Consider the following 24415-nt stretch of genomic DNA (forward strand, 5'->3'; position numbering starts at 1 on the left):
GTTAGGTCGGACCTGAGATTAGGTCGAACCCAGTTAATGGGTCAAGCACAAATTTAGGTCGGACCTAGTACACTGGCCGGGGTGAGCCTCAGGGAGCAGAAGAAGCTGGAGACGCGGCAGACGATCTCGGCGGTGGCGACGCGGCTGTTCATCCAGCGCGGGTTCGACCAGGTGACGATCGCCGAGGTGGCGGAGGCGGCGCGGGTCGCCAAGATGACCGTGACGAATCACTTCAGCCGCAAGGAAGACCTGGTCTTCGACATCCGGAACGACTTCGTGGACTGGCCGGCGAACCTGGTCCGGGCCGATCCAGACACGCCCGCGCTGATCGCCGTGCGGGACGGATGCTTCGCGGAGCTGGACAAAGCGAGCGCGCTGCTCGGGTTCGCGGACGTGTCCTTCGTGCGGATGGTGCGGCAAAGCGAACGCCTCACGTCCGCGCTTCGGGACATGCACGCCGACCGGGAAACCCAGCTCGTCGCCGCGCTGCTGGACCGGCATCCAGACCGGGAAATGCTGTCGCGGACGGCCGGGGCGCACCTCACGTCAGTGCTGCGGCTTCTTCTCGACGACGTCTGGCAGCTGACCTGGCAGGACGTCAAGCTGGACAAGCTGGTGGAGCAGATCCGGGACTCCGCGGCAGTCGCGTTCGGCCAGCTGGAACCGGCGCTCGGCGATCTTTAACGCGCGGCGCCGACCGGACGCGCGGTCCGCAGCTCCGGCTCCGGCGCGCCCTCGATCTTGAGCACGCGGAAGTCGCGCAGCCGTTCCGGGGCGATCGGCATCAGCAGATGCGAGAACCGCCGGATCACCAGCGCGGTGACGATCGCGAGCCCGGCCGCGGCGAGGTCGGTGAACGCGACCAGCAGGACGCTGTCCGCCATCGCCTGCACCCCCGGCCGGATCCGCCAGATGATCGTGACGACCAGCAGCACCCAGTTCGCCACCCATGCGCCCCACCAGCCGAGCACGAGCCGCGAGGGCTTCGGCCGCTGGTCGCGGGGACGGCGCAGCACAGCGTGCTCCAGCTCGCCGATCACGGACAACGCGAGCGGCAGGTTCACGATCGGCACCAGCACGCCCACGAGGACCTGCCAGACCGGCCGCGGCGGCGCTTCCCCGGCTTCGTCGGCGGCGGCTTGCCGCGCGACCAGCAGCCACCAGACCGACAGCCCCGCAGGCAGCAGCGAGAAGATCGTGGTGAGCAGACCGGCGAGCATGACGAAGGCGTCGGAGAACCCGACGACACCGGTGTTCAGCGCGGAATCGCGGCTTTCCACGAGCAGCGCGTACCGCCAGACCTCCGCCGCGGCCGCGGTCACGGCGAGAACGGCGAACGTCCAGAGGATCGTCGTGAGGCTCCGCGCGAGCACCGGAATGCGGTCGATCGGCCGGATCTCGCCGGACGCGGTGCCCGGCACGTTCGTCGGGCGGCGCCAGGTCAGGTTCGGGAAGCCCCAGCGCGGCGGCACCGGATAGGACGGCGGGCCGGAGTAAGGCGTCGCGGGCACGGCGCGGCGGCGCGAGACGGCACTCGGCGGCGGCGAAGCGACCCAGCGCAGTTTGGCCGCTCGCTTCGGCGGGGACGGCTGCGGCTGGTGCGGAGCGGGCCGATGGATCGTGCCTTGCGGAGCGGCGGTGAACGGGCGCGCGTACGCCGGATGCTGCGCCGCGTACTGCGGAGGCGCGGGGTACTGCGGCGGGTACGGATACTGCTGGCCAGGATGCGGGGCTTGCGGCGGCGGCCAGTGCCCGGGTTGCGGCGGCACGGGACGCGGCTGCTGGGCCCAGCCCGGGATCGGCCCGTTCACCGGCGGCACCCCAGCCTGCCCGGGGTTCCCCGGACGAGATACCGGCTGCCCGGATCCAGCGTCACCCGGAGGGGAACCGTGCCCAGCGTCCCCCTCGTCCCGGCCGAAGCCAGGGACGAAGGACGCCGGATCCGAGGATTCCGGCGGCTCGGGGACAGACTGGGCAGGCATCCGTCAGAGGACCTCGGGTTCGGCGTCGGGGTTTTCGCTCACCATGCGGCGGCCTTCGCGGGCCCAGGCGCCCATGCCGCCCGCGACGTTGACCGCGTCCCAGCCGCTCGCGTTCAGCCAGGCCGTGGCGCGCGCCGAACGGCCGCCGGAGCGGCAGATGACGTACACCGGGTTGTCCTCGGGGAATTCGGCGAGTTCGCCGACCCGCGCGGGCAGTTCGCCGAGCGGGATGTGCACCGCGGCGGGGGCGTGCCCGGCGGCCCATTCGTCGTCCTCGCGGACGTCGAGCAGGGCCACGTCCGCGGGCAGGTCGCGGACTTCGGCGGTCGGAATTTCAGCAGGGCTCACCACAGGTCCATGCTCCCATGTCATGACGTTGTACGCGTGTGAGGAACGCTAGCCGCTACGCCTTGCGGTGGCGTCCCCGGCCGGTGCGCAGCTTCTCGTCGGCCTGGCCGAACCGGGCGACGGCGCGGTCGCGCATCAGGCCGAGCGGGTCGGGGGCGTGCAGGCGCAGCATGATGTCGTTCACCAGTTCCGGGCGGCCGGACCGGGTCAGCCGGCTCACCACATAGGTCGCCAGGAACGCCGCGGGCACCGAGATCAGCGCTGGCTGCACGGTGTACCACGTCATCTTGGCTCCGGTGTACTCGCACACGATGTTGTACGCCAGCGCGCCGAGCACCAGTCCGCCGCCGACGATCATCCCGGCCAGCGCGCCCGGCCAGCTGAGCTTGCGCCACCAGATGCCCAGCAGCAGCAGCGGGCTGAACGTGGACGCGGCGAGCGCGAACGTCATCCCGATCGACAGCGAGATGTCCTCGGTGCGGAAGATCAGCGTGAGCACCATCGGGCACACCGCGACCAGCAGCGTCGCCACCCGGAAGTCCCGGACCCGGCCGGGCAGCAGGTCCGTCGACACCACGCCGGCGACGCTCACCAGCAGCCCCGAGCAACTGGAGAGGAACGCCGCGAACGCGCCCGCGGCCGTCACCGCGGCGAGGATCTGCCCCGGCCAGCCAGGCAACACCGCGGTCGGCAGCAACAACACTGCCGCGTCGGTGTTGCCGGTGAGCAACAGCTGCGGCACGTACATCCGCGAGAGCGCGCCCAGCATCGTCGGGAACAGGTAGAACAGCCCGAGCAGCAGCAGCACGTGCACGGTGGTGCGGCGCGCGGCCTTGCCGTCGGGGTTGGTGTAGAAGCGGACCAGGACGTGCGGCAGGCCCATGGTGCCGAGGAAGAGCGCGAAAATCAGCGAGTACGTCTGCAGCAGGTCGCTAAGACCGCTCGACGCCGGATGCAGCCAGGCGTCGTTCGTCGTGGGCGCGTCGCTCACGATCGGCACCGGCGTACCCGCGGCGAATTGCAGCGTGGTCCCCGCGGACACCTTGTGCGGCACCAGCGGCGACCAGCGCGCCAGGCCGCCTGCCGGACCGTTGTCGATGTGGCCGTGGGCGTAGAAGAACGTCTCGGTGGTGACCTTCACGGTCACGTCGGTTTGCACCGTCACCTTGGTGTCCGACGGGAAGACCGGCGGCGCGGGAGCACCGAGCGCACGCACGCCGCCCGGACCGCCGCCAGCGAAGAAAACCATGCACAGCACGAAAGTCGGCACGGCGATCGCGAACAGCTTGAGCCAGTACTGGAACGCCTGGACCACGGTGATCGCCCGCATCCCGCCGGCCATCACGTTGACCGCGACCAGGACGATGACGAGAAGCGCACCCGCCCACGCCGGTACCGGAACGATCTGCGCGAGCGTCAAACCAGCGGCCTGCAGCTGCGGGACCATGTAGAGAATCCCGATGAACACCGCGCCCGCGGTCGCGAACCGGCGCAGGCCGATCGAACCGAGCCGCGCTTCCACGAAGTCCGGCAGCGTGTACGCACCCGACCGGCGCAGCGGCGCGGCGACGAACAGCATCAGCGCGAGGTACCCGGCGGTGAAGCCGATCGGGTACCAGGTCGCGTCGGCACCCTGTTTGAGCACCATGCCCGCGACCCCGAGGAACGAGGCGGCGGACAGGTATTCGCCGGAAATCGCCGCCGCGTTGCGGCTGGAGCGCACGGTCCGGCGGGCGACGAGGAAATCGTGCGTGCTGGTGGCGCCGCGCGACGAACGGAAACCCAGGTAGTAGGTCGCGAAGGCGACCAGCGCGAGGCCGGTCAACGTCCACGGGGTCAGCTGCACGGCGTGAATCCTCGCACGACCACACGCTTCCGGGACGCGCCGCCACCAGGCAAGGCATCCCCCGCGCGGGTCAGTTCTCGATCATGTCGACGAAGTCGCGTTCGTGCCGTTCGGCCAGCCGGTTGTACCAGAGGCCGACGGCGAAGAGGAACGGGAACGGAAGCAGGCCGAGCACGAGCCACGGGATCGGGATGCCGATCACGGTGAACCGGGCGACCGCAGGGAGGAAGTAGAACAACGCGGGCAGCGTCCCGAGCACGACCAGCACGAGCACCGCCAGCCACACCGACGTCCGCAACTGCACCTTCACCAGGTCGCGGACCAGCAGTTTTCCCCAGCTGGTCTGCTCTTCCAGCTCGATCCGCCCGCGCATCCGGCCCGACGACTGCCGCGAATCGGCGAGCACCACCTTTTCTCGCTTCGGCCGCACGTGCGCGGGTTCGGCAGACCGCGGGGCCGGTTCGGGGGCGGGCGGCACCGGTTCGACCACCGCGCGGTCCTCCGGCCGCACGCCCAGCGTCGGGTCCGGTTTGCGGACTCCGTTGGAGAGCCGGTGGTAAGGATCTTCGGGCGAGGACATCGACGGCTAGCCGCCCCGGCCGGAGCCGACGATCCGGTCCTTCAACGCCCGGGTGTGCCGCCGGCTGACCGGCAGCACTTTTTCTTCGTTGCCGATCACGACCTGGTAGCCGCCCTGCCCCATCCGCATTTCGGTGATCAGCGGCAGCGCGACCAGGAACGACCGGTGGATCCGCACGAATCCGGCCTTCTCCCAGCGTTCTTCCAGCTGGGCGAGCGGGATCCGGACCAGGTGGCTGCCCTCGGTGGTGAACAGCCGCGCGTAGTCGCCCTGCGCTTCCACCCAGCGCACCGACGAGCGCGGGATCAGCTTCGTGGTGCCGGCCAGTTCGACCGGAATCACCTCGTCGTCGTTCTTCACCGGCTCGGCTCCGCCTTGGCCGGCGGGCGGGCCCGCGACCGTGGCCAGCTTCTCGCGCACGCGGGCGACCGACCGGTCGAGCCGGTCCTGCTGGAACGGCTTGAGGACGTAGTCGACCGCACCGAGGTCGAACGCGTTCACCGCTTCCTCGGCGTGCCCGGTGACGAACACCAGTACCGGCGACGGGTTCATCGCCGCGATCACCCGCGACATCTCCATCCCGGACAGGCCGGGCATGTCGATGTCGGCGAACACGGCGTCGACCGTCGGCAGGCCGTTCGCCCGCCGGGCAGTCAGTTCCGGGTCGTCGTGGGAGAACAGCCGCAGCGCGTCGGAGGCGTCCGAGGCCTGGAAAACGCGGTGGATGTGCGGGTTGTTCTGGAGTCCGTGGCTGAGTTCGTCCAGCCCGGCCAGCTCGTCGTCCACGGCAAGGACGATGAGTTTCCGGGTGTCGTCGTGAGCACTCACAGTGAGACGCATCCTGCCGATTGCGAGGTGCGTTGTCCAGACCCGATTGAAGAGAGCCGCTTGTGAGTGGCGTACCGGAGTCGCCACTCACCTCCGGTCAGAGCCCGAACCGCGACCAGGCGGCCTTCGTGGTCACCGCGTCCAGCAGCGCGCTCGCCGCCGCGGGTGCCCCGATGCCGAGCCGGGCGAGCAGCGGTTTCTTGGGCTCCGCCACGGAAATCTCGGCGTCCGGGTACCGCTTGCGGATGATCTCGCGCAGCGAACCGAGCCCGTCGACCAGCCCGAGGTCGACGGCTTTCTGCCCGAGCCAGACGTCGCCGGTGAACAGATCGGTGGAGTCGGACAGCCGGTCGCCGCGGCGTTCCTTGACCCATTCGACGAACAGTTCGTGCAGCTGTCCGTGCATGTTTTTCAGCCACTCGACGTCCTCGGGCTTCTCCGGGCTGAACGGGTCGAGCCGGGATTTGTTCGCTCCCGCGGTGTGCAGCCTGCGCTCGATGCCGAACCGCTCGAGCAGCCCGGTGAACCCGAACCCGCCGCTGATGACGCCGATCGAGCCGACCATGGACGTCCGGTGCGCGTAGATCTCGTCGGCCGCGCAGGCCAGCCAGTACCCGCCGGACGCGGCGACGTCCTCGGCGAAGGCCAGCACCGGCACGCCCTTCTCGTCGGCCAGCTGCCGGATCCGTTCCGCGACCAGCCCGGACTGCGTCGGCGCACCACCGGGCGAGTTGATCTGCAACGCGACGGCCTTGAGCCGGTCGTGCGCGAACGCCCTGGTGAGCGCGGATTCGACGGCAGCGAGGTTGATCGCCCCGCGAGCCAGCGGCGACGGCGTCGGCGTGATCACGCCGTGCAGCTTCACGACGGCGACCACGTCCTTGCGGTCGCCCCGGTCGCCGAGCACGGGAAGGCGGGAAGTCAGCTTGTCGGTGACGCTCATCTGCCCAGGCTAACCAGTTCAGTGCGCGGGCAGCATTCCCGAACGCGAGCCGTGCACTCCGTCGGGTTCCGGCTCCGGCTCAACCGGCACCGGCGGCTGCGGGACGTCCGCGGAGTAGTCCGGCATGTTCGGCCGCACACCGAGCTTGAACTTCGGCACCCGCAACGCGACCTTCATCCCCGCCCCCGGCGCGGTCTCGACCGTGAGCGCATAGTCCTCGCCGAACACCTGCCGCATCCGCTGGTTGATGTTGCCAAGCCCGACGTGCGCGCCGGTGCGATGCGCGTTGCGCAGATCGGTGAGCTGCCGCGGGTCCATGCCGATGCCGTCGTCCTCGACCGTGATCAGCGCTTCGTGCCCGTCGTCCCGCGCGATCACCGTGACACAACCGCCGCTCGGTTTGCTGGCCAGCCCGTGTTTGACAGCGTTCTCCACGAGCGGCTGAATGATCAGGAACGGCACTACGACGCTCAGCACCTCAGGCGCGATCTTCATCCGCACCTCAAGCCTGCCGCCGAATCGCGCGTTCTCGATCGTCAGGTAACGGTCGATGTTGCGCAGTTCCTCGGCGAGCGTGGTGTACATACCTGAGGTGCGGAACGAATAACGCGTGAAGTCCGCGAAGTCCTGCAGCAGTTCGCGCGCTTCCTCCGGATCGGTGCGGATCAGCGCGGAGATCGTATTGAGCGCGTTGTAGACGAAGTGCGGCGAGATCTGCGCGCGCAATGCCTTGATTTCCGCCTGCTGCAACTGATTGCGCGATTCTTCGAGCCGCGCGAGCTCGAACTGCGTGCAGACGAACTGCCCCACCGCCTCGGCCATCTGCACCAGCTTGCCGCGCGTACGCCCGACGACGATCAGCGTCGCCTCAGCCTCACCCTCAACAAGAATGGGAACGATCGCGGCGGTCTTCATCTTGCAAGTGCCACGGTGATTGCACGGCATCTTATTGTGGTCAGCAACAGCCCGACGATGCTTACGCAGCGCGGTGCCAATGTCCTCCACGACGTCCAGGTAGTGATCGGTGGCCTCGCCCGCCCAAGACAGCAACGTGCCTTCACTGTCGGTGATCCCGACGGCAAGACAGTCGAGCACCTCGAGCAACTCCGCCGTCATCCGGTTGGCGGCCTCCTCGTCAAGCCCCGCCCGCAAGTTCGGCGTGGCCTTGGACATCCGGTGGACAGCCTGGAGAACGGCGTCCTGGATGACTCCCTTGGGCCGCCGCGCCCGGAAGGCGAGGACCAGCACCACGATCACCAGGATGCCGACCAGGACCCACGGGACGACCAGCGCATAGGGGAAGTCGGACACGACGTCCATGCTCTGCGCTCGACCGACCGGGTGCAAGGTCTGCTTCCCACTTTCTGTCCAGTAGCGACGACCGAGGGTGGGCAAACCCTACCGTCACTCCCGGTGAGCGTGAGGATCTTGCGCCATTCGAGTGGTGGCAGTGGCTGTGGGTCGCCGAAGAGTGGGGTGAAGGGACCCTTCATCACTACGCAAGGTTAGAAGTGAAGGTCCCCTTCATTGCATGGCTAGTGCGGATGAGGGTTCTTAGGCGGAGGGCCGAACCTGGTTTCCGGTGGAGGCTGGGCCGCCCCTGGCTTCCCGGGGGACGGCCCGACCAAGCTTCCTCGGGGGCGGACCGAGCCGAGCTTCCCCCGGGGGTGGATCGACCCAGGCTTCCCGGGGGCTGCGCAGATCTTGGCTTCTAGGCGGGGCCGATCTTGACTTCTGGGAGGCTGCGCCGACCTTGGCTTCTAGGCGGGCCGATCTTGACTTCCCGGGCGCGGGCCGACCTTGGCATCCCGGGGGCGGGCCCACCTTGGCTTCTAGGCGGAGCCGATCTTGGTTTCTGGGAGGCTGGGCAGATCTTGGCCTCCCGGGAGGCCAAGCCGAACCTGGCCTCTTGGGGGATTGGGCCGACCATGGGCTTCTTGGCGGCTCGGGCCGCCCCTGCTTTCCGGGAAGCTGGATCCCCAACGCTCGCGACGCCCCCACCGCATGCCGTGAGGGCCACCTTCACGGCCCCTGATTCCCTCAGGGGTCCCCTCACGACCTGCAGCCCTCGCGGGAAAGCCCACAACCGACGATCGCGCAGTCAGCACGCGGCCGACCATGACAAGTCAGGCGAATAAGCGCCTGTTCGGGCAAGTCAGCGCCATCAATGCGCCACAACTCGGAGCCGCAAATACCAGCTAAGCGCGCAACAACACTGCCCGCTCAGGTTCTCCAACGCCTGCCAACGCCCGTCAAACACAGCCTCAGCATCACGCCCAAACCGCCACCACCGCACTCACGGCCCCAGGCAGCCACACCTGGCCCTGCACCCCGATACGAAGCCTCCCCTGCGGTTCGGGGTGCCCCCACGCACGAACCAGGCGCAATGTCGCCCCCCGGGCGACGAGCCGCCCGGCACCCCTCACTTCAACAACCGAGACATCCGCCGATCAGCCAACGGCTTCCCCCCAGTCTGACAAGTCGCGCAATACTGAAACGACTTATCCGCAAACGAAATCTCCCGAATAACATCCCCACAAACCGGACAAGGCAACCCAGTCCGAGCATGCACCCGCAGCCCAGACCGCTTCTCCCCCTTCAACCTCGCCGCCTTCTGCCCCACCGACCGCTCGACCGCGTCCGTCTCCACCTCCCGGATCGCCTCGGCCAGCACCTCCAGCGCCCCGTCGTCCAACTTCCCCACCGTCGCGTAAGGCGACAACTTCGCCCGATGCATGATCTCGTCCGAATAAGCGTTCCCGATCCCCGCGATCACCGACTGATCAGTCAACGCCCATTTCAACCGAGTCCCCTTGCCCTGGAACAACTCCCGCAACTGCGAAGCATCAACCGCCAGCGCATCCGGCCCCAACCGGGCAACACTCGCCACCTCGGCCGGATCGGCGACGATCCACACCGCCAGCCCCTTCTTCGTCCCCGCCTCGGTCAGATCGAAGCCAGGACCGGACGCCGACTCCAGATGCACCCGCAGCGAAATCGGCCCCTTCCCCGGCTTCAACGGAGCTGGGGACAACGCGTCCGACCACCGCAACCACCCCGCGCGCGCCAGATGGATCACCAGGTGGAGATCACCGAGGACCACGTCCAGATGCTTGCCGTGCCGGGTCGCGTCCGTGATCTCGCGGCCGTGCAGCTCGGTGTAGGGCGGCACCGCCGTCTTCAACACGCTGAGCGAGGCGACGTCGAGCCGGAAAACGGTGCTCCCCACGGCGTGTTCACGCAGGTGATGGGCCAGTGCTTCGACCTCGGGCAACTCGGGCATGGCACCAGTCTCGCGCGCCGGCCGAGTTCCGGCCAAGTCTATTCGACCGGGTGCAGCGGACCGTCGAAGTCCGGCAGCGAATGCCTCTGGATCGTCTTCGAGATCCGCTTGACCTCGCCGGACACGGTGAACATGCCGCGGATCGTGCCGACCCAGCGCTCCGACGGCCGGTCGCCCGCGACGTCGCCCTCGGTCTCGGCGACCACCGTCCACGGGCGGCGCAGGATCCACCGCAGCGGGAAGAACAACACCACCAGCAGCAACGCCAGCAGCACCCACGCGGGCACCTTCACGACATCCGGGGTCCAGACCACCAGCGCGATCACCAGGAACCCCATGACCACGATCATCGCGATGCCAGGTCCGTAACTGCCCGCGACGTCGTGTTCGAAATCGTCTGCGGTGGCGGGAGCCCGCCACTCCATCTGGGCACGGACCACCCAATGGCGACCGTCTTCGCCGCGCACCAGCCGGTTCATCCTGTTGCCTCCCGGGCGACGTCGAACTCGGTCAACGTTACCGTGACCGTGCCGTCGAGCGCGAGGTGCTCACTGAGAGTTACTGGTGGTTTGCCGGGTTTTGGCTGTTCGGGAGCTTGGGTCCGCTGAGGAATCGGCCGAACCGGTGACATCGTTCCCGGACGGGGAGTCCGTCCTGGCCGACGTCTCGGGCTTGGCCGCTTCGGAAGACGGCACCGGCTTGACCGGCTTGGCGGGCCTGCCCGGCCGGGAAGACTTCGAGTCCTTCGGGCAGGACGAGTAGGGGGAAGACCGCGGCGAGGACGGAGGGAGGTGCCGCGACCCGGCCGGTGTCGTCGTGACCGACGGCGGCACGTACGAATCCGGCGACGGCACATACGACGAGCGCGGCGGAGCGAACGTCGGAGAAGTCGTGTCGTCGGTCGTCGTGCTCAGCACGCCCGGGCTGGACGAGTTCGTGGACGTGTCCAGATCCGACCGGGACTCCGTGCTCGACGACCGGCTCGTCATCGGCGAACCCGAATGCGTGCCGTCCTGACCAGGAAGATCGTCCCGCGGCGTCGAATCAGTCGAACCGGTCGAACCCGACGTCGATGACGAGGACGACTCCTCCCCGGAAACCTGCTGATGCGAGGGCGGCAAATGCGGCAATTCAGCCACGCCCACATGCGGCGAACCACCACCCTGATGAACCGCCACGTGCACCGGCCGCGCGCTGCCGTACAGCTTCCCGGCGATCACCCGCGGACCCTGCTGCTCCGGCGGCTGAGGCTGCTCCGGCGGCTGCAACGCCAGCTCCGGCGCCCCACCGCCCAACCCGACGTCCTGCACCGGATGCGACCCGAACACCAGCGGACCCGCGGTCAAACTCACCGCACCCGCCGCCGCGGTCGACGCCAACGCCAGCCCGATCTTCACCTTCGAGCCGAACACCACGCTCTTCACCGTGGCGAGCGCACCGGCGGCCTTCCCGACCCCGGCCAACGCCGGAACCGCGAGCACCAGCACCTCGGCGTGCGCCCGCAGCGAAGAACACACATCCCGCAGCTCATCCTGCGTCGCCCGGCACGACGGACACCCCAGCAAATGCGCCTTGATCCGCTCCGCCTCCGCGCCGGTGACACTGCCCGCGGTGAACCCGCCCAGCTTCTCCACCACCGCCCGGCACGTCTCCGGCCCCCGGTTCACCGACAAATGCGCCTGCAGATACGCCGCCCGCAACCCCTGCCGCGCCCGCCGCGCCAACGCCGCCGTCGCGTTCGCCGACAACCCGAAATGCGGAGCCACCATCGCCGGCTGCTCGCCCTCGACCTCGGTCTGCCACAAAACCGTGCGCCACCGCTCCGGCAAACTCGTGAACGCCGTCGTGATCAACGTGTGCTCAGCCGTCCGAGCAGGCGTATCCACCCCAGCGCCCGCCCGGAACGTCAACTCGTCATCAGTCACCGGCACATCGCGCCGCGCCCCATGCCACTCCCACGACACCCGGCGCGCGACCGTCAGCAGATAAGCCCGGATGTAGTCCCGCGGACCCGCTCCGCGGCGCAACGCCTGCAGCACGCGGAAGAAAGTCTCCGCGGTGATGTCCTCAGCCTCAGAGCGATCCGCGGCAAGACTCTGCGCCAATCTGCGCACCGCCGCGGCATGCAGCTCGAACAACTCCCCGAACGCGGCATCCTCGCCGTCGCGCAGCCGCTTCAAAAGTGCCTGCTCGTCGGATTCCGAGGCCGCTGGTGGCGGCGCCGTGCCCAGCTCGGTCATCCGGCAAGGCACCTCCTCCCCCGAAGGACTCACCACTGAAGTCGATTGGGGACACCATACGGAGCAGAGCGCCCGTCGTCACCCCTTGTGCGCTCAACGTGACGCGCGAGCACCGCGTCTCAGCAGGTCCACGGCAAAAACGGGGGCCCCGAAAGTGTCACCGAGACGACGGTATAGAGTGTCTTCAACACCGAGCACCAAGCGGTTAACGCGGATGTAGCGCAGCTGGTAGCGCATCACCTTGCCAAGGTGAGGGTCGCGGGTTCGAATCCCGTCATCCGCTCAGGTCTGAAGGGCCCGTATCCACGGAAAGCGTGGATACGGGCCCTTCGCCATATCACCCGGGGGGCCGAGCCCCCCGGACCCCCGCGGTGCCAGTGGGTGGCGGATGGGTAGTGGGGCCAGCTTTGTAGCTTGCGGAGCAAGCGGAGAAGCGTGTAGCTCGCGGAGCGAGCGGAAAAGGCGGGGAGCGGGCGGAGAAGGTCCCAGAAGGTCCCAGAAGGTTCTCCGGAAATTGCCTGAGTTATAGCTCGTAGGTGTCCAGGAGGGTGGGGGCTACTGGGGACAGGTGTGGGTCGGGCAGGGGGGTTACTTGGCCTCTTGCCATTCGGTAGGTCTGGAAGGCGTTGTCGTTTTCTGGGTCTTGGTCGTCCCAGATGTGCAGGAGGCCGTAGGAGCCGGGGGCCAGTTCTCCTACTCGGGCGAAGGTTTCCAGGAGTTGCGGGGTGATGGCTCCGCCGTGTTTGTCTAGACCACCCAGATGGAGCATGGGGAGGCCCGCGCTCCAGCGGAGGTCTACCAGGTCCAGCAGGGTTGTGTTGCTGAGGGAGCGGTGGACTCGTTCGACCAGGCGCTCCAGCAGGGCGGCGTCGTCGTCGCCGGTTGTGGTGGCGGCGATGGTCACCCAGCCGTGGTATTCGAACACGAGCGAGACGGTAGCAGCGGCGATGGTCAGCGGGTCAGCGCAGAGGGCTGGCCGTCCCGGCGGAGCTGGTTCGTGAGGATGCCGTCGGCGTGCTTTTCGACTGCGGGAAGCAGTTTTTCGCCGAAGACGCACAGGGTGCGTTCCCACGGATGGCCGAGCGTGCCGTAGCTGAAGTCGGCGGCCAGGAACAGGTGGTAGTCGCCGCGCGGGAAGATCGGGACTGGCCAAGGCGCGTTGTGCTGCATGCGGTGCGGCCAGAATTTGAACGACTGGTGCTGCCAGTGCAGGACCCACAGCCAATCGTCCTCCGCGGTGACCTCCTGCAGGGCAGCCAGCACCACGCGGGCCACGTCGTGTTCTTCCACCGCGTACGGGCCGAGGCGGAACTCGGCCGAGGCGCGGTCGTATTCGCCGGTGGAGAGATCCCAGGCAGCCGACGGGCACGGCTCCTGGAAACCCGGCCAATCGTGCGCGAAGGTGCTCGGCCAGAACCTGAGCTTGTCGTGCACCCAATACCAAGCGGGTTCGTCAGCCACTCGCGAGAGCGGCTCCCAGGCTGCGGCAGCGTTCACTTGGCGACCTCGAAGTCATCGGCCGGGCTCGAAACTGCCGAAAGCTTCGTGTCCGGGGCCGGGATTGTCCAGTCCACTGGAGCCGAGCGCCAAGCTCTCACTCGACCGGGTGGCCCGCGGACCGGGAAACGCCGCCCGGTCCGCAGGTTCCTTACCCGATACCCCCGCCGGTCATGCACGCAGCCGTCATGCGGCACGCCACAGCGTGACGAACGCCGACGCCTCGCTGAACGCCCACGGCCGCAGCCGCTCCCGGTCCCGCGCCGACAAGGTGAACTCCTTCGCCCGGCGCACGTCCACCACCAGCGCTTCCCCGCCCGGGAGCAGCTCCGGCATGCCCTCGGTGAGCAGCCACAACGCGAGCTGCGCGGCGTCCCGGGTGAGTGGCTCCTCCTTGAAATACAGCCAGGTGGCGAACCGGCGGCCGTTCGACTTGCGCAACCCCAGCTGCGGGCTGATCCCGATTTCCAGCTCGCCGAGCGAGAACTTCGCCCGCCCGACCTCGATCAGCTTCGGATCGCGCCTGCCGAGATAGCGCAGCCAGCCCTCGGCGATCGCGGCGTAATGCGGACGCGTGCGCTCGTCGGCGTTGTTGACCAGCGCGCGCATCGCCACCTCGTCCTGCCGCGCCGCCCGGCCAGCACGGATCGCGTTCGCCGCGCGCCGGTAGTAGTTGAACGCCGCCCGCGCCGGGTCCTCGTACAACCGGCGCTGCCTTCGGACGAACGACGAACGCGACGGACCCTTGCTGGCGCTGTACCCGACGAAGGTGGGCAAGGTGACGTAAGCCGGCTTGGGAGAGGTCATGGGCGGCCGCCTTCCGGTGGATGGTTTCCCCAGTACACGGCCAATTTTAGAACATATGTACGACAGTTTTCGCCGCTTAACGGGTGACCGGCGGCCACGGACCGGCGAGTACCGCGCGTGCCTGCTGCAAAACCTGTTGCTCGCAGTAGCTGACCGGCGTGACGTCGGTCGGGATCCAGGTCGCGAGCATCGCCAGCCACTGGCGCAGCTCGGTGAGCGCGGCTGGGTGCCCGAGCCGTCCGTCGAGCGCTTTGACGCTCTTCGCCGCTTCGGCGAGCCGGACGTCGCCGCGCACCATCTCGCCGAGGTGCCCGCCGAGCAGCTGCCATTGGGCCGCGGTCGCGTCGGCCGGGAGTTCGATGCCCAGCTCCTCGACCACGTGCGAGAAGGCGTCGGAAACCGCCTGGTGGTTGCGGTGGTCGAGGGCGGCCAGTTCGGGAAGGGAGGGCGCGTCGAGGCCCTCGCCGACGGCCCGTGCCCCGGCCTCGACGAGTTCGGCGGAGGTGATGTCGAGACCGGCGAGCCGATCCACGGCAAGGGCGGCGAGCGCACCGCGCGCGGAGGACATGCTCCCGATCGTACGGAGCCGCCGCGGGTTCCCAGCCGATCCGGGAAGCGGGTGCCTGATCTGGGCAGATCTGGGCTGATCTTGCGCACCTGAGCCCCACGGAACCGGAGCGCGTGGAACACTATCGCCCGAACCGGTGACAGGGGGTTGCGTGATGAGCTGGCAGGAAGAACTCCGTCGTTTGGACGCGGAGTTGGCCGCCGGCCGCCTGGGACACGCCGAACACCGCCGCCAGCGCGACGAACTGCTCGCCGAGGCGTCGGGCGGCGGGGCGGCTTCGCCGGTGGCGTCGCCATTGCGGCAAGACACGCCTTCGCCCGCACCCACGTGGAGCACCCCGGCTCCCCAGGCGACTCCCAGCAGCGCGAACACCGCTGGACCGGACAGCCCGGCAGCGAGCACGGAAAACCCGTCCGCGGAACCGAGTGCCGCTGGCACTTCGCCGGGCGTCGCGACGATCGCCGAACCGGGCGCCAAGACCCCGGAGCCGCCCGCGGCCCCCTTCTTCTCCCCGCCGCAGAGCACGGCGGGCCAGGTCAGCCCGCCCGCACCGCATCAGCCCCAGCCGCAGCTCCCCGCGCAGCCGGGCACCTGGCCGGGCGTCGCTCCCGTGCAGTGGCATACCCCCGGCCAGCCGCACCAGCAGAGCCAGCCAGCCGTCGGATGGGCCAGCACCAACCCGGCGATGCCCGCGCCGGAGCCGCCCGCGGTCGAATCGTTCCTGAACTCCGGGGCCGCGGTCCCGTCGGCCGAGAAGACCCAGCCCGCCTTCTCGCACACCCCGGGCACCCCGTTCTCCACCGACCGGCCCACCACCGCGCCGAGCCCCGCCGACGACCGGCCCACCGCGGTCTTCGGCGCGATTCCCGCGAACGGGAACCAGCCGGAACCACGGCGGCTGTGGGAGGACGACGCCAAACCGCGGCGCGGGAAGCCGACCTGGCTGTTTTTGTCGCTCGCCGTGCTGGTGGTGCTGGCGCTGGTCGTCGGCGGCATCTGGTTCCTCGGCACCAAGAAGGATTCGAACGACACCGCAGCCCCGCCGCCCGCCGGTTCGTCCGCGCCGAACACCCAGCCGGCGTCCCTTGAGGACAAGCTGCCCGCGCTGCCGGGCACGCCCAACCCGGAAAACTCGACCATGGCGCTGGACAAAGCAGTCCAAGCCAAGGCGGTGTCCGACGCCGACGCGAACCTGATGCGCGCGGCGGGCGCGGACCAGCTCGTCTACCACGCCTATGCCGTCGCCGACGGCGGCACGACGGTTCTCGCCGTCCCGACGCCGTCGAAGGCGCAGGCCGGTCAGCTCGTCCAGGGCCTGCGGCAGAACCTCGTCACCGGCGGGTTCGACAGCAGCCCGCTCGGCCCGGCGGCCACCGATCTGCTCTACACCGGAAGCAGCCCGGCCGGACGGGTCATGGCCTTCTGGTACACCTCCGGCGGCGTGTCGGTCGGCATCGGCGTGTCGGGCCCGGTCGGCCAGGATCCGGCGGCGCTGCGGTCCCGGATGGAAGAGATCCGCGCGAAGGTCGCGGCCGCGCTGCCCGCGAGCTGAACACACCCCGGCGCACAAGGCGACCCGCCAGGTCACGTGGGGTCGCACCCGTGCACAATGTCCACGTCGTCACACACAATCGGGTAGCGGCGACGCATTGACCGTCGCCATGCCGACAGATAAGGGGGGCCCTGGTGTCCTGGCAGGAGGAGCTGCGCCGGCTGGACGAGGAGCTCGCGTCAGGGCGACTGTCCGCGGACGACTATCGCATCCGGCGTGATCAGGTGCTGTCCTCGGCCGTCGGCCAGCAGGACCAGCCCGCCCCGCCGCCGCCGAGCCAGAGCGCGGACTCGACGCAGGTGATCGCCCCGGTCAGCCCGCCCGGCGGGATGCCGCAGCAGCCGCCGCAGGCCCCGCCCGCCGACGGCGGAGCCGAGCGCACCCAGGTCGTGCAGTCGTGGCAGACCCAGCAGCCGCCCGCCGACGCCGGTCCCGAGCGCACCCAGGTGGTGCAGCCGCAGCAGCACCAGCCGCAGGCGCACTACTCCCCGCCCGGCGGGTTCCCGCAGGGCACGCCGGCCTCGCCGCCCGGGGGCTTCCCGCAGCAGCAGCCGTGGAACGCGGCCGAGAGCGACCAGACCCCGCCGTGGGGCGGCGGCGATCTTCCCCCGCTCGGCCCGTCCGGCGGCGACTCCGAATGGGTCCGCCAGGGTCCGGAGTACTTCACCGACAAGCCGAAGAAGAGCAACGGCAAGAAGATCGGCGCGATCGTCGGCGCGGTCATCGTGCTCGCCGGCATCGCGTTCGGCGCCTACTGGCTGTGGGGCCGCGACAGCGGAGGCGGCGGCACCGACCAGACCACCGCGCAGCACCAGCCCGGTCCGTCGTCGGCTCCGAAGCCGCCGGACCCCCTCGGCGTCGCGAGCATGCCGGGCAAGGCCGAGACACACGACGACATCACGTCGTTCTCGCAGGTCGACACCCTCAAGTACCTCAACCCGCAGGAACTGAGCGCCTACCAGGCGGCGGGCACCTCCAAGGTCAAGTTCGTCGTGTACCACCTCGACGACGGCAACCTGATCACGCTCTTCCTCGCACAGGCCAGCAGCCCGACCGCGGCGAAGACCGCGGCCGAGAAGCTGATGGAGGTGCAGACCACGAACGGGGCCAAGCGCGACACCACCGCGCCGAACGGCGTCTACGCGACCGCGATCGACCCGAAGGAAGGCCAGTCGGCCCAGTCGCGCGGGCACTACGCGCACGGGAACGTGATCGTCCGCGTCGAGGTGTCCGGCAAGTCCGCCGACCAGACGAAGACCGACTTCACCACCGCGCTGAACCAGCAGCTCACGGTGCTGACCGCCGATGCCTGAGCCCGGCGCCACCGCCTGCACGATCGTCGCCCGCAACTACGTGCCCGCCGCGCGCGTGCTGGCCCGGTCCTACCTCGAGCACCATCCGGGCGGCCGCTTCGTCATCGCGGTCATCGACGCCCCGCGCGAGCAGTCGGAACAAGCCGGCGACGGGCTCACCGTCGTCGGCCCGGCCGCGTTCGGCATCGACGAGGACGACTACCTGCGGATGGCGACCGCGTACTCGGTCACCGAACTCGCCACGTCGGTGAAGCCGTACCTGCTGCGCGAGCTGCTGAAAGAGTCCGAGGCCGCGATCTACCTCGACCCGGACATCGAACTGTTCGCGCCGATCCCCGAGGTCGCCGAACTCGCCCGCGAACACGACATCGTGCTCGCGCCGCACTTCCTGACCCCGTTGCCGCAGGACGGCATGGAGCCAGACGACGCGGTGATCATGGGCACCGGGATGTTCAACCTCGGCTTCATCGGGGTCGGCCGCGGCGCCGGGGCGTTCCTCGACTTCTGGGCGGGCCGGCTGCGCCACGACGCGATCGTCGCGCCCGAGCAGCAGCTGTTCACCGACCAGCGCTGGGTCGACCAGGTGCCGTCGCTGTTCCGGCACCACGTCGTCACCGACCCCGGGTTCGACGTCGCGTACTGGAACCTCCACGAGCGGCCGATCGGCCGTGACGAGGACGGAAACCTGACCGCGGGCGGCGCGAAGCTGCGCTTCTTCCATTTCAGCGGTTACCGGCCGGAGAAGCCGTGGCTGCTCAGCTTCCACTGCGCGCGCAAGCCGCGCGTGCTGCTGTCGCACAACGATGACCTTCGCGCCATCTGCGATTCGTACGGCACGAAGCTGCGCGAAGCGGGGTACGCCGAGTCGCTCGACTCGATTCCGTACGGCTTCAAGGACTTCCAGGACGGCACGCCGGTGCCGAAGCTCGCGCGGCGCGTTTTCCGCGAGGGCTGGATCAAGGCCGAGCGCAAGAAGAAGCCCGCGCCGCCGCACGCGTACGGCGAGGACGGTGGGCTCGCGCTGCGCGAATGGCTCGCCACGCCCGAGGACCAGGGCCAGGCCGCGGCCGGGCTGAACCGGCTGACGCACGCGATCTGGGCGTCGCGGATCGACCTGCAGATGGCGTTCCCGCATCCCTACGGCGACGACGCCGACGCGTTCCGGCACTGGTGCACCGGGTCCGGCGTCTCCGAGGTCGGGCTGCCGGAGTGGGCGCTGCCGGCCGAACCGGTCGCGACCCGTCCACCGCACGACCAGTTCGGCGTGAACCTGCTCGGCTACCTGACCGCTGAGCTGGGGCTCGGCGAGATGGGCCGGATCGTGCTCGAAGCGATCGAGACCGGCGGCGTACCGGTGGCCACGGTGCTGGAGGAGAAGGCGGTCTCGAACCGCACCGGCATCGAGCGGCCGGCGACGGTCGGCGATCCGCGGTTCCCGGTCAGCGTGTTCGCGGTGAACGCGGACCAGACCCGCACGATCCTGACCAACCACCCCGAGGTCGGGGCCGGGCGCTACCGGATCGGGCTGTGGGCGTGGGAGCTCGAGGATTTCCCGCAGTGGCAGCACGAAGCGTTCGGGATGCTCGACGAGATCTGGACGGTCAGCGACTTCTGCCGTCGTGCGTTCGCGGCGCATTCGCCGATCCCGGTCAAGACGATTCCGGTGCCGGTACGCGATCCGGGCGAGCCTTCCCCGCCCGCGCGCGAAAAGGGCGAACCGGTGCGGTTCCTGTTCGCCTTCGACTTCAACAGCGTCGCGGAGCGCAAAAACCCTTGGGGCGCGGTCGAAGCGTTCCAACGCGCCTTCCCCGGCCGCGAGGACGTCCGGCTCACCGTCAAGGCGATCAACGCGAAGCTGCACCCGCAGGCCGCCGAACGGCTGCGCGCGGTGGTTCGCGGCGACGACCGGATCGAACTGATCGAGCGCTATCTCAGCGTCGCTGAGCTGCACGAGCTGTACGAAACAAGCACCGCTTACGTTTCGCTGCACCGCAGCGAGGGCTTCGGGCTGACCGTCGCCGAGGCGATGGCGCGCGCGATGCCGGTGATCTCGACGGATTACTCCAGCACCACCGAATTCCTCGACGCGTCCACCGGCTGGCCCATCCCGTACCAGCTGGTCCCGGTCGGCGAGGGCAACTACCCGTACCACGCCGACGCGGTCTGGGCGGAGCCCGATCTGGACGCCGCCGCGGCCGCCATGGTGCAGATCGCCGACGATCCGGCCGAGGCGACCGCCCGCGGCCGGCGCGCGCGGGAGGTCATCCTGCGCGAGCGGTCGATGGCGACCGCGGCCGAGTGGATGCGGCGCGAACTGGAGCAGGCGCACGAGAAATGGCAGGAGCGGCAGCGCACCGCGGCACCGGCGCCGGAGCATCCGCTCAGCCCGCTGCAGCAGGCGACCGAGGCGTTGCGCTGGCGTCCGGAAGCGGGCGCGCCGTCGCGGCTGCCGCTCGCGCCCGCGCTGCGCAAGGCCGTGCTGCGCGCGATCGACCACTACGACGTGCACCAGCGCCACGTCATGGGCGCACTGCTCGCGGCCACCGAGGAAAGCAACCGGCGGTTGCTGGACCGGATCGAAGGCCTGGAACGCAACATCGACGAATCGCGCCGGGCCGCGCTGTCCACGCGTGCGCTCGGCGAACGGCTCGAAGCGTTGCGCGGCACGGTCGACCAGCTGCGTCGGCAGGCTCCGGAAACGGACGTCGCGCTGCGCAATCTCGAAGCAGACGTGGCGAAGCTGGCCGAGGGCTACGACGGCGTCGGCGCGGAGGTCGAAGCCGCGGCGGGGACCGTGCACAAGATGTTCGCGCGCCGCGACGAGCGCCTCGACGCTGACGAGAAGGCCATCCAGCGGGTGACCCTCGACGTCAGCGCGATGCGGGACGCGGCCCGGCTCCGGCACGCTCCGGTGCCGCGCGGGGCGGACGTCGTCCAGTGCGACGTCGGCGCGCTGCTGATGCCGGTCGACGAGGTCATGCTGCCGTGGATCCTGTTCCACCGGTCCTGGGAGGACAGCGAGGCCGAGCTGATGGCGTCGCTGGCCGAGGGCGCTTTCCTCGACATCGGCGCGCACGTCGGCTACCACACGCTGCGGCTGCTGCGCGCCACGCCGGAAGTGACCAGGGTGATCGCGGTGGAGGCCGACCCGGTCAACGCCGCGTACCTGCGCCGCAACGTCGAGGTCAACCTTCCGGCCGCGGCCGGTGCGCTGGTCACCGTGGTCGAATCGGCCGCGTGGGACGAGCCCGGCACCGTGCATCTGGCGCAGGCGACGCCGGGCAACAGCGGCGACAACCGGGTCACCACGGACGGCTCCGGCGTCGAGGTCCCGGCGGTGCGGCTGGACTCCGTGCCCGAGGTGACCGAGCAGCGGATCGGCCTGGTGAAGGTCGACCTGCAGGGCCGCGACCACCGAGCGCTGGCGGGGCTGGCCGAGGTGCTGCGCCGCGACCGGCCGCACGTCGTGTGCGAGTTCGACCCGGGCGCGATCACGGAGCTGGGCGACGACCCGGCCGCCGTGCTCGCCGGGTACCGCTCGCTCGGCTACACGCCGAAGGTGGTCACCGACGACGGTCCGGCCGAGAAGGTGCTTGAAGACGCGGCGATCATCGCGGCGGCGAAAGCGGACGAGAAGGAATTCGTCACGCTCTGGCTGGCGCCCTGAGCTGATCGCGCACGTGGTTCCTCAGGGAGCCACGTGCGCGATGGTCAGCAGGAACGCGCCGTACCAGGCGCTTCCGATGGTGATCACCGGCAACAGCACCGCCAGTACCCGGTTCGGCAGCTTCGCCAGCATGAGCGCGACCGGAACGGTCAGCACGAACGCGGGCAGCAGGAAACGCGCGCGGGACTGGAAGAAGTTCGAAGAGCACAGCGCGATCACCACGGTGAGCGTGCCGTAGATCTGCCACGGCAACGGCAGCCGCGTCGCCCACGTCCAGAACTGCAGCACCACCGCGGCGAGCACGACGAGCGCGGTCACCGTGATCCAGCTGGCCTCGTCCGAGGTGAGGCCTTCGCGGACCTGGGTCCAGGTGAAGACGCCGAAATCGAAGTGCATCAGCCAGGCGTTCTGCAGCCAGAACCAGCCGTCCGGGCGGCCCGTCTGGATCCAGACGTAGCCGAGGTAGCCGAGCAGGCCGAGCGGCGCGATCAGCCCGCCGACCCACGGCCGCCAGCCGTCGCGGCGCTGGAAAACCGCGATGAGCGCGGCGACGCCGACAGCGGCGATCAAAGCCCCGGAACTCGCCCGGGTCAGCCCGGCCAGCACCGCGATCCCGCCCGCGGCCAGCCATTCGCGGCGGCCGAGCAGCACCAACGTCCAGGCCACGAGCGCCATCAGCAGCGATTCCGAGTACGCCAGGTGCAGCGCTGTCGAACCCGGCCCGATCGACCAAAGCACAGCGACCAGCAGCCCCACCCGCGGCCCGGCCAGGTCGCGGCCCAGCACGAACAGGCCCCACGCGGCCGCGCAACCGGCCAGCAGCGAGATCGTCATGCCGGCCACCAGCGGCGGGATCCCGATCAACGTCAGCAACGCGACCGTCGCCGGGTACAGCGGGAAGAACACCAGGCTGTTCTCGACCGGCAGGCCGTCGGTGCCGAGCGTGACCGGCTGGTCGTAGCCGTGCTGGGCGACCGAGAGGAACCAGTTCGCGTCGAAGTTGTCGATGAACCGGCCTGGCGACACGTCGGCCTTCCAGCTCATCATCCACAGCACGCCGAACGCGACGATTTGGAACAGCAGGTAGAGGCTGATCGCCGGGGCGGCTTGGCGGAAAGCGGCTCGCAGGGTCGGTGAACGCTCGACGGCGCCGTCGAGACTGGACTGCTGCACGCTCCCCGAACTCCTGAACTACCTAGCGCAAAGCGGACGAATTCCTGCCTGATCGTACCTTCCGACTGCATAATCCGAGGCCAGACCGCATTTTGTGACTTATCCCCAGCGTGGCCGCGAATTCCGGGGAGTACGTCCTGGCGCGGCCGGGCAGGCGGTAACCTTCACCAGGTTTGCCGGTGCGGAAGACGGGGGTGAGCACGCTGGCCGAGCCGAATTCCGCTGCCTTGGCCGAGCCGCCCGCACTGCCGAAGAAGACCCGGATCGTCTTCATCGACATCGGTCGCGGCCTCGGCGCGCTGCTGGTCTTCTACAGCCATATCGCCCACCCGTGGGTCATCGCGAAGAACGACAAAGCCCCGTACGTCGACTTCATCGAGGCGCTCACGAGCGGTCCGATGCACATGTCGAAGCAGGGCATCGGGCAGATCGCGGTGCCGTTCTTCTTCCTGGTCAGCGGTTTCGTCGTGACGCCGATCGCGTTGCGCCAGGGTACCGGGCGGTTCGCGCTCAACCGGTTCATCCGGGTGTACGCGCCGATGCTGTTCGTGGTGCTGCTGACGGCGTTCCTGCTGCTGGTGAACCTGCATCCGCCGTCGACCGGGCAGTCGCAGACGCTGAACCCGCTCACCGTCCTGACCAACACCGCGCTGGTCAACTACCTGATTTTCCCGCAGGTCGTGCTGGTGCCGGTGGCCTGGACGATGATCGTCGAGGTCATTTTCTACCTGCTGCTGATGGCGGTGCTGCCGCTGCTGCGCCGGTGGGTGTGGCTCGCGATCGCGGTGGAGCTGACGTTCATCTTCGTGGTGATGATGAGCCGGTCGCAGTTCGGACCGTCGTGGTCGCTGTTCGCGGTGAACGTCTCGTACCTGCCCGCGATGGTGATCGGCCAGGTCATCTGGGCGACGACCAAAAAGCAGATCCCGCTCTGGACCGGCGCGCTCTACGGCGGCTGCGCGTGGTCGCTGTACGTGCTGGCGGACATCATCAACGTCGGCCGCGTGGACAGCTCGTACAACCTCGCGCTGGCGTTCGCCGTCGCCTGCTTCCTGATGGGGATGTTCGCCGAGGACCGGCTGAAACAGCGCAAGATCTGGACCATGCTGTCCGAGCGCAGCTACTCGATCTACCTGCTGCACATGCTGGTCACGTTCGTGCTGCTGCAGCTGCTGCGCCCGGCGGTGCCGTTGCCCATCGCGCTGCTGATCGTGATCCCGGCGGTGTTCGGCGTGGTCGAGTTCAGCTACCGGTTCGTGGAACGGCCGAGCCACTCGCTGGCGCGGCGGTTGTCGCACCGGCCGAAGCCGCCTCCGCCCGCGCCGGTGACGCCCGAACCTCCGGTCGAGCCGCCGGTCGAAACGCCGGGGACTGCCGCTCAGTTCGTGGACGACACCGAGGTGACCATCGAGATTCCGAGGATTCCCGCCGAACCGCTGCCGCCGCGGCGTCCGGCGCCTCGGCCGCGTCCAGTGCAGAACGGGCGGACGCCGGGCAACGGTGCTCCGCCGCCGAGCGACGCTCCGCGCGCGATGCCGCCGCGGGCGAACGGTGGCGCGCACCGGGCGCGTCCCGTCGAATCGGGCTTCGACCGCACCGCTGAACCGCCGGTGCGCCGTGCGATGCCGCCGCGGCGTCCGTCAGCTCCGCCGGAGCTGCGCCACCAGCCGGACCAGGAAAACCAGGCCCAGCGCGGCGACCAGGACGATCTCCCACGCCACCGGAACTCCTTCCGCCACACCCCTCGCTGAGGTGTGATGCTCTGCCGGTAAGGCGTGCGAGGGTGGG

General features: G+C 69.3%; 20 protein-coding genes and 1 tRNA gene. 6 read left to right on the top strand and 15 right to left on the bottom strand.

The annotated features are described in order from the left end of the window. Window positions 1-81: 81 nt before the first annotated feature. The gene (locus ACZ63D_RS14875) at window positions 82-684 is read left to right on the top strand and encodes a TetR/AcrR family transcriptional regulator (protein WP_465354870.1); all 603 of its coding nucleotides are present in this window, start codon (window positions 82-84) and stop codon (window positions 682-684) included. Here ACZ63D_RS14875 and ACZ63D_RS14880 read toward each other — a convergent pair. From ACZ63D_RS14880 to ACZ63D_RS14925, 10 genes are all read right to left on the bottom strand, one after another. Next, window positions 681-1769, bottom strand: a complete 1089-nt coding sequence (locus ACZ63D_RS14880) for a DUF4328 domain-containing protein (protein WP_465355545.1) — start codon at window positions 1767-1769, stop codon at window positions 681-683. The two genes, ACZ63D_RS14875 and ACZ63D_RS14880, sit on opposite strands and share 4 nt — an antisense overlap. 216 nt (window positions 1770-1985) lie before the next feature. Next, window positions 1986-2354, bottom strand: a complete 369-nt coding sequence (locus ACZ63D_RS14885; protein ID WP_452076592.1) for a rhodanese-like domain-containing protein — start codon at window positions 2352-2354, stop codon at window positions 1986-1988. Window positions 2355-2385: 31 nt separating this feature from the next. Further along, the gene (locus tag ACZ63D_RS14890; RefSeq protein WP_465354871.1) at window positions 2386-4176 is read right to left on the bottom strand and encodes a sodium/solute symporter; all 1791 of its coding nucleotides are present in this window, start codon (window positions 4174-4176) and stop codon (window positions 2386-2388) included. Window positions 4177-4246: 70 nt separating this feature from the next. Further along, on the bottom strand, window positions 4247-4756 hold the full coding sequence (locus ACZ63D_RS14895) for a hypothetical protein (protein WP_465354872.1): 510 nt from the start codon (window positions 4754-4756) through the stop codon (window positions 4247-4249). A 6-nt stretch (window positions 4757-4762) separates the two neighbouring features. Further along, window positions 4763-5596 carry a LytR/AlgR family response regulator transcription factor gene (locus ACZ63D_RS14900; RefSeq protein ID WP_465354873.1) on the bottom strand — a complete coding sequence of 278 codons (834 nt, stop codon included), beginning with the start codon at window positions 5594-5596 and terminating at the stop codon, window positions 4763-4765. An 85-nt stretch (window positions 5597-5681) separates the two neighbouring features. Beyond that, window positions 5682-6527: a S49 family peptidase gene (locus tag ACZ63D_RS14905; RefSeq protein WP_465354874.1), complete on the bottom strand. Its 846-nt coding sequence runs from the start codon at window positions 6525-6527 to the stop codon at window positions 5682-5684. An 18-nt stretch (window positions 6528-6545) separates the two neighbouring features. Then, window positions 6546-7847 carry a sensor histidine kinase gene (locus ACZ63D_RS14910; RefSeq protein ID WP_465354875.1) on the bottom strand — a complete coding sequence of 434 codons (1302 nt, stop codon included), beginning with the start codon at window positions 7845-7847 and terminating at the stop codon, window positions 6546-6548. A gap of 1102 nt (window positions 7848-8949) precedes the next feature. Continuing rightward, window positions 8950-9810, bottom strand: a complete 861-nt coding sequence (locus ACZ63D_RS14915) for an Fpg/Nei family DNA glycosylase (RefSeq protein ID WP_465354876.1) — start codon at window positions 9808-9810, stop codon at window positions 8950-8952. 38 nt (window positions 9811-9848) lie between these two features. Next, on the bottom strand, window positions 9849-10289 hold the full coding sequence (locus ACZ63D_RS14920) for a DUF983 domain-containing protein (RefSeq protein ID WP_009085725.1): 441 nt from the start codon (window positions 10287-10289) through the stop codon (window positions 9849-9851). 69 nt (window positions 10290-10358) lie between these two features. Next, window positions 10359-12050, bottom strand: coding sequence for a zf-HC2 domain-containing protein (locus tag ACZ63D_RS14925; protein ID WP_465354877.1), 1692 nt, complete (start codon window positions 12048-12050; stop codon window positions 10359-10361). A 210-nt stretch (window positions 12051-12260) separates the two neighbouring features. Here ACZ63D_RS14925 and ACZ63D_RS14930 point away from each other — a divergent pair. Continuing rightward, window positions 12261-12333: transfer RNA gene (locus ACZ63D_RS14930), tRNA-Gly, on the top strand. 240 nt (window positions 12334-12573) lie between these two features. Here the strand turns inward: ACZ63D_RS14930 and ACZ63D_RS14935 are convergent. The 4 genes from ACZ63D_RS14935 to ACZ63D_RS14950 all read right to left on the bottom strand — a co-directional run bounded on the left by ACZ63D_RS14935 (window position 12574) and on the right by ACZ63D_RS14950 (window position 14922). Next, complete coding sequence (locus ACZ63D_RS14935) at window positions 12574-12975, bottom strand: Imm7 family immunity protein (protein WP_465354878.1); 402 nt, start codon at window positions 12973-12975, stop codon at window positions 12574-12576. A gap of 26 nt (window positions 12976-13001) precedes the next feature. Then, on the bottom strand, window positions 13002-13511 hold the full coding sequence (locus tag ACZ63D_RS14940; RefSeq protein ID WP_465355546.1) for a DUF2716 domain-containing protein: 510 nt from the start codon (window positions 13509-13511) through the stop codon (window positions 13002-13004). 222 nt (window positions 13512-13733) lie between these two features. Next, entirely contained in the window at window positions 13734-14354 is a 621-nt protein-coding gene (locus tag ACZ63D_RS14945) for a hypothetical protein (protein ID WP_465354879.1), read from the bottom strand. 76 nt (window positions 14355-14430) lie between these two features. Continuing rightward, complete coding sequence (locus ACZ63D_RS14950; protein ID WP_465354880.1) at window positions 14431-14922, bottom strand: hypothetical protein; 492 nt, start codon at window positions 14920-14922, stop codon at window positions 14431-14433. A gap of 154 nt (window positions 14923-15076) precedes the next feature. On the opposite strand from ACZ63D_RS14950, the gene ACZ63D_RS14955 reads away from it, so the two are divergent. From ACZ63D_RS14955 to ACZ63D_RS14965, 3 genes are all read left to right on the top strand, one after another. Continuing rightward, window positions 15077-16474, top strand: a complete 1398-nt coding sequence (locus ACZ63D_RS14955; protein ID WP_465354881.1) for a hypothetical protein — start codon at window positions 15077-15079, stop codon at window positions 16472-16474. Between the two features lie 134 nt (window positions 16475-16608). Then, window positions 16609-17787: a flagellar basal body-associated FliL family protein gene (locus ACZ63D_RS14960; RefSeq protein ID WP_465354882.1), complete on the top strand. Its 1179-nt coding sequence runs from the start codon at window positions 16609-16611 to the stop codon at window positions 17785-17787. Continuing rightward, a complete protein-coding gene (locus tag ACZ63D_RS14965) occupies window positions 17780-21454 on the top strand; it encodes an FkbM family methyltransferase (RefSeq protein ID WP_465354883.1) in 3675 nt (1224 codons plus the stop codon). Before ACZ63D_RS14960 ends, ACZ63D_RS14965 begins: the two co-directional genes overlap by 8 nt. Window positions 21455-21475: 21 nt before the next feature. On the opposite strand, the gene ACZ63D_RS14970 is transcribed toward ACZ63D_RS14965, so the two are convergent. After that, entirely contained in the window at window positions 21476-22627 is a 1152-nt protein-coding gene (locus ACZ63D_RS14970) for a hypothetical protein (protein WP_465354884.1), read from the bottom strand. 179 nt (window positions 22628-22806) lie between these two features. On the opposite strand from ACZ63D_RS14970, the gene ACZ63D_RS14975 reads away from it, so the two are divergent. Continuing rightward, window positions 22807-24378 carry an acyltransferase family protein gene (locus tag ACZ63D_RS14975; RefSeq protein ID WP_465354885.1) on the top strand — a complete coding sequence of 524 codons (1572 nt, stop codon included), beginning with the start codon at window positions 22807-22809 and terminating at the stop codon, window positions 24376-24378. Window positions 24379-24415: the final 37 nt, after the last annotated feature.

This window comes from Amycolatopsis sp. NPDC104775, from assembly GCF_055583325.1.

Excerpts from the sequence above, each read along its gene's own strand:
- ACZ63D_RS14885 (WP_452076592.1), bottom strand. The coding sequence starts at position 2,354 with ATGACATGGGAGCATGGACCTGTGGTGAGCCCTGCTGAAATTCCGACC.
- ACZ63D_RS14895 (WP_465354872.1), bottom strand. The coding sequence starts at position 4,756 with ATGTCCTCGCCCGAAGATCCTTACCACCGGCTCTCCAACGGAGTCCGC.
- ACZ63D_RS14900 (WP_465354873.1), bottom strand. The coding sequence starts at position 5,596 with ATGCGTCTCACTGTGAGTGCTCACGACGACACCCGGAAACTCATCGTC.
- ACZ63D_RS14905 (WP_465354874.1), bottom strand. The coding sequence starts at position 6,527 with ATGAGCGTCACCGACAAGCTGACTTCCCGCCTTCCCGTGCTCGGCGAC.
- ACZ63D_RS14910 (WP_465354875.1), bottom strand. The coding sequence starts at position 7,847 with ATGGACGTCGTGTCCGACTTCCCCTATGCGCTGGTCGTCCCGTGGGTC.
- ACZ63D_RS14915 (WP_465354876.1), bottom strand. The coding sequence starts at position 9,810 with ATGCCCGAGTTGCCCGAGGTCGAAGCACTGGCCCATCACCTGCGTGAA.
- ACZ63D_RS14920 (WP_009085725.1), bottom strand. The coding sequence starts at position 10,289 with ATGAACCGGCTGGTGCGCGGCGAAGACGGTCGCCATTGGGTGGTCCGT.
- ACZ63D_RS14925 (WP_465354877.1), bottom strand. The coding sequence starts at position 12,050 with ATGACCGAGCTGGGCACGGCGCCGCCACCAGCGGCCTCGGAATCCGAC.
- ACZ63D_RS14945 (WP_465354879.1), bottom strand. The coding sequence starts at position 14,354 with ATGACCTCTCCCAAGCCGGCTTACGTCACCTTGCCCACCTTCGTCGGG.
- ACZ63D_RS14950 (WP_465354880.1), bottom strand. The coding sequence starts at position 14,922 with ATGTCCTCCGCGCGCGGTGCGCTCGCCGCCCTTGCCGTGGATCGGCTC.
- ACZ63D_RS14955 (WP_465354881.1), top strand. The coding sequence starts at position 15,077 with ATGAGCTGGCAGGAAGAACTCCGTCGTTTGGACGCGGAGTTGGCCGCC.
- ACZ63D_RS14965 (WP_465354883.1), top strand. The coding sequence starts at position 17,780 with ATGCCTGAGCCCGGCGCCACCGCCTGCACGATCGTCGCCCGCAACTAC.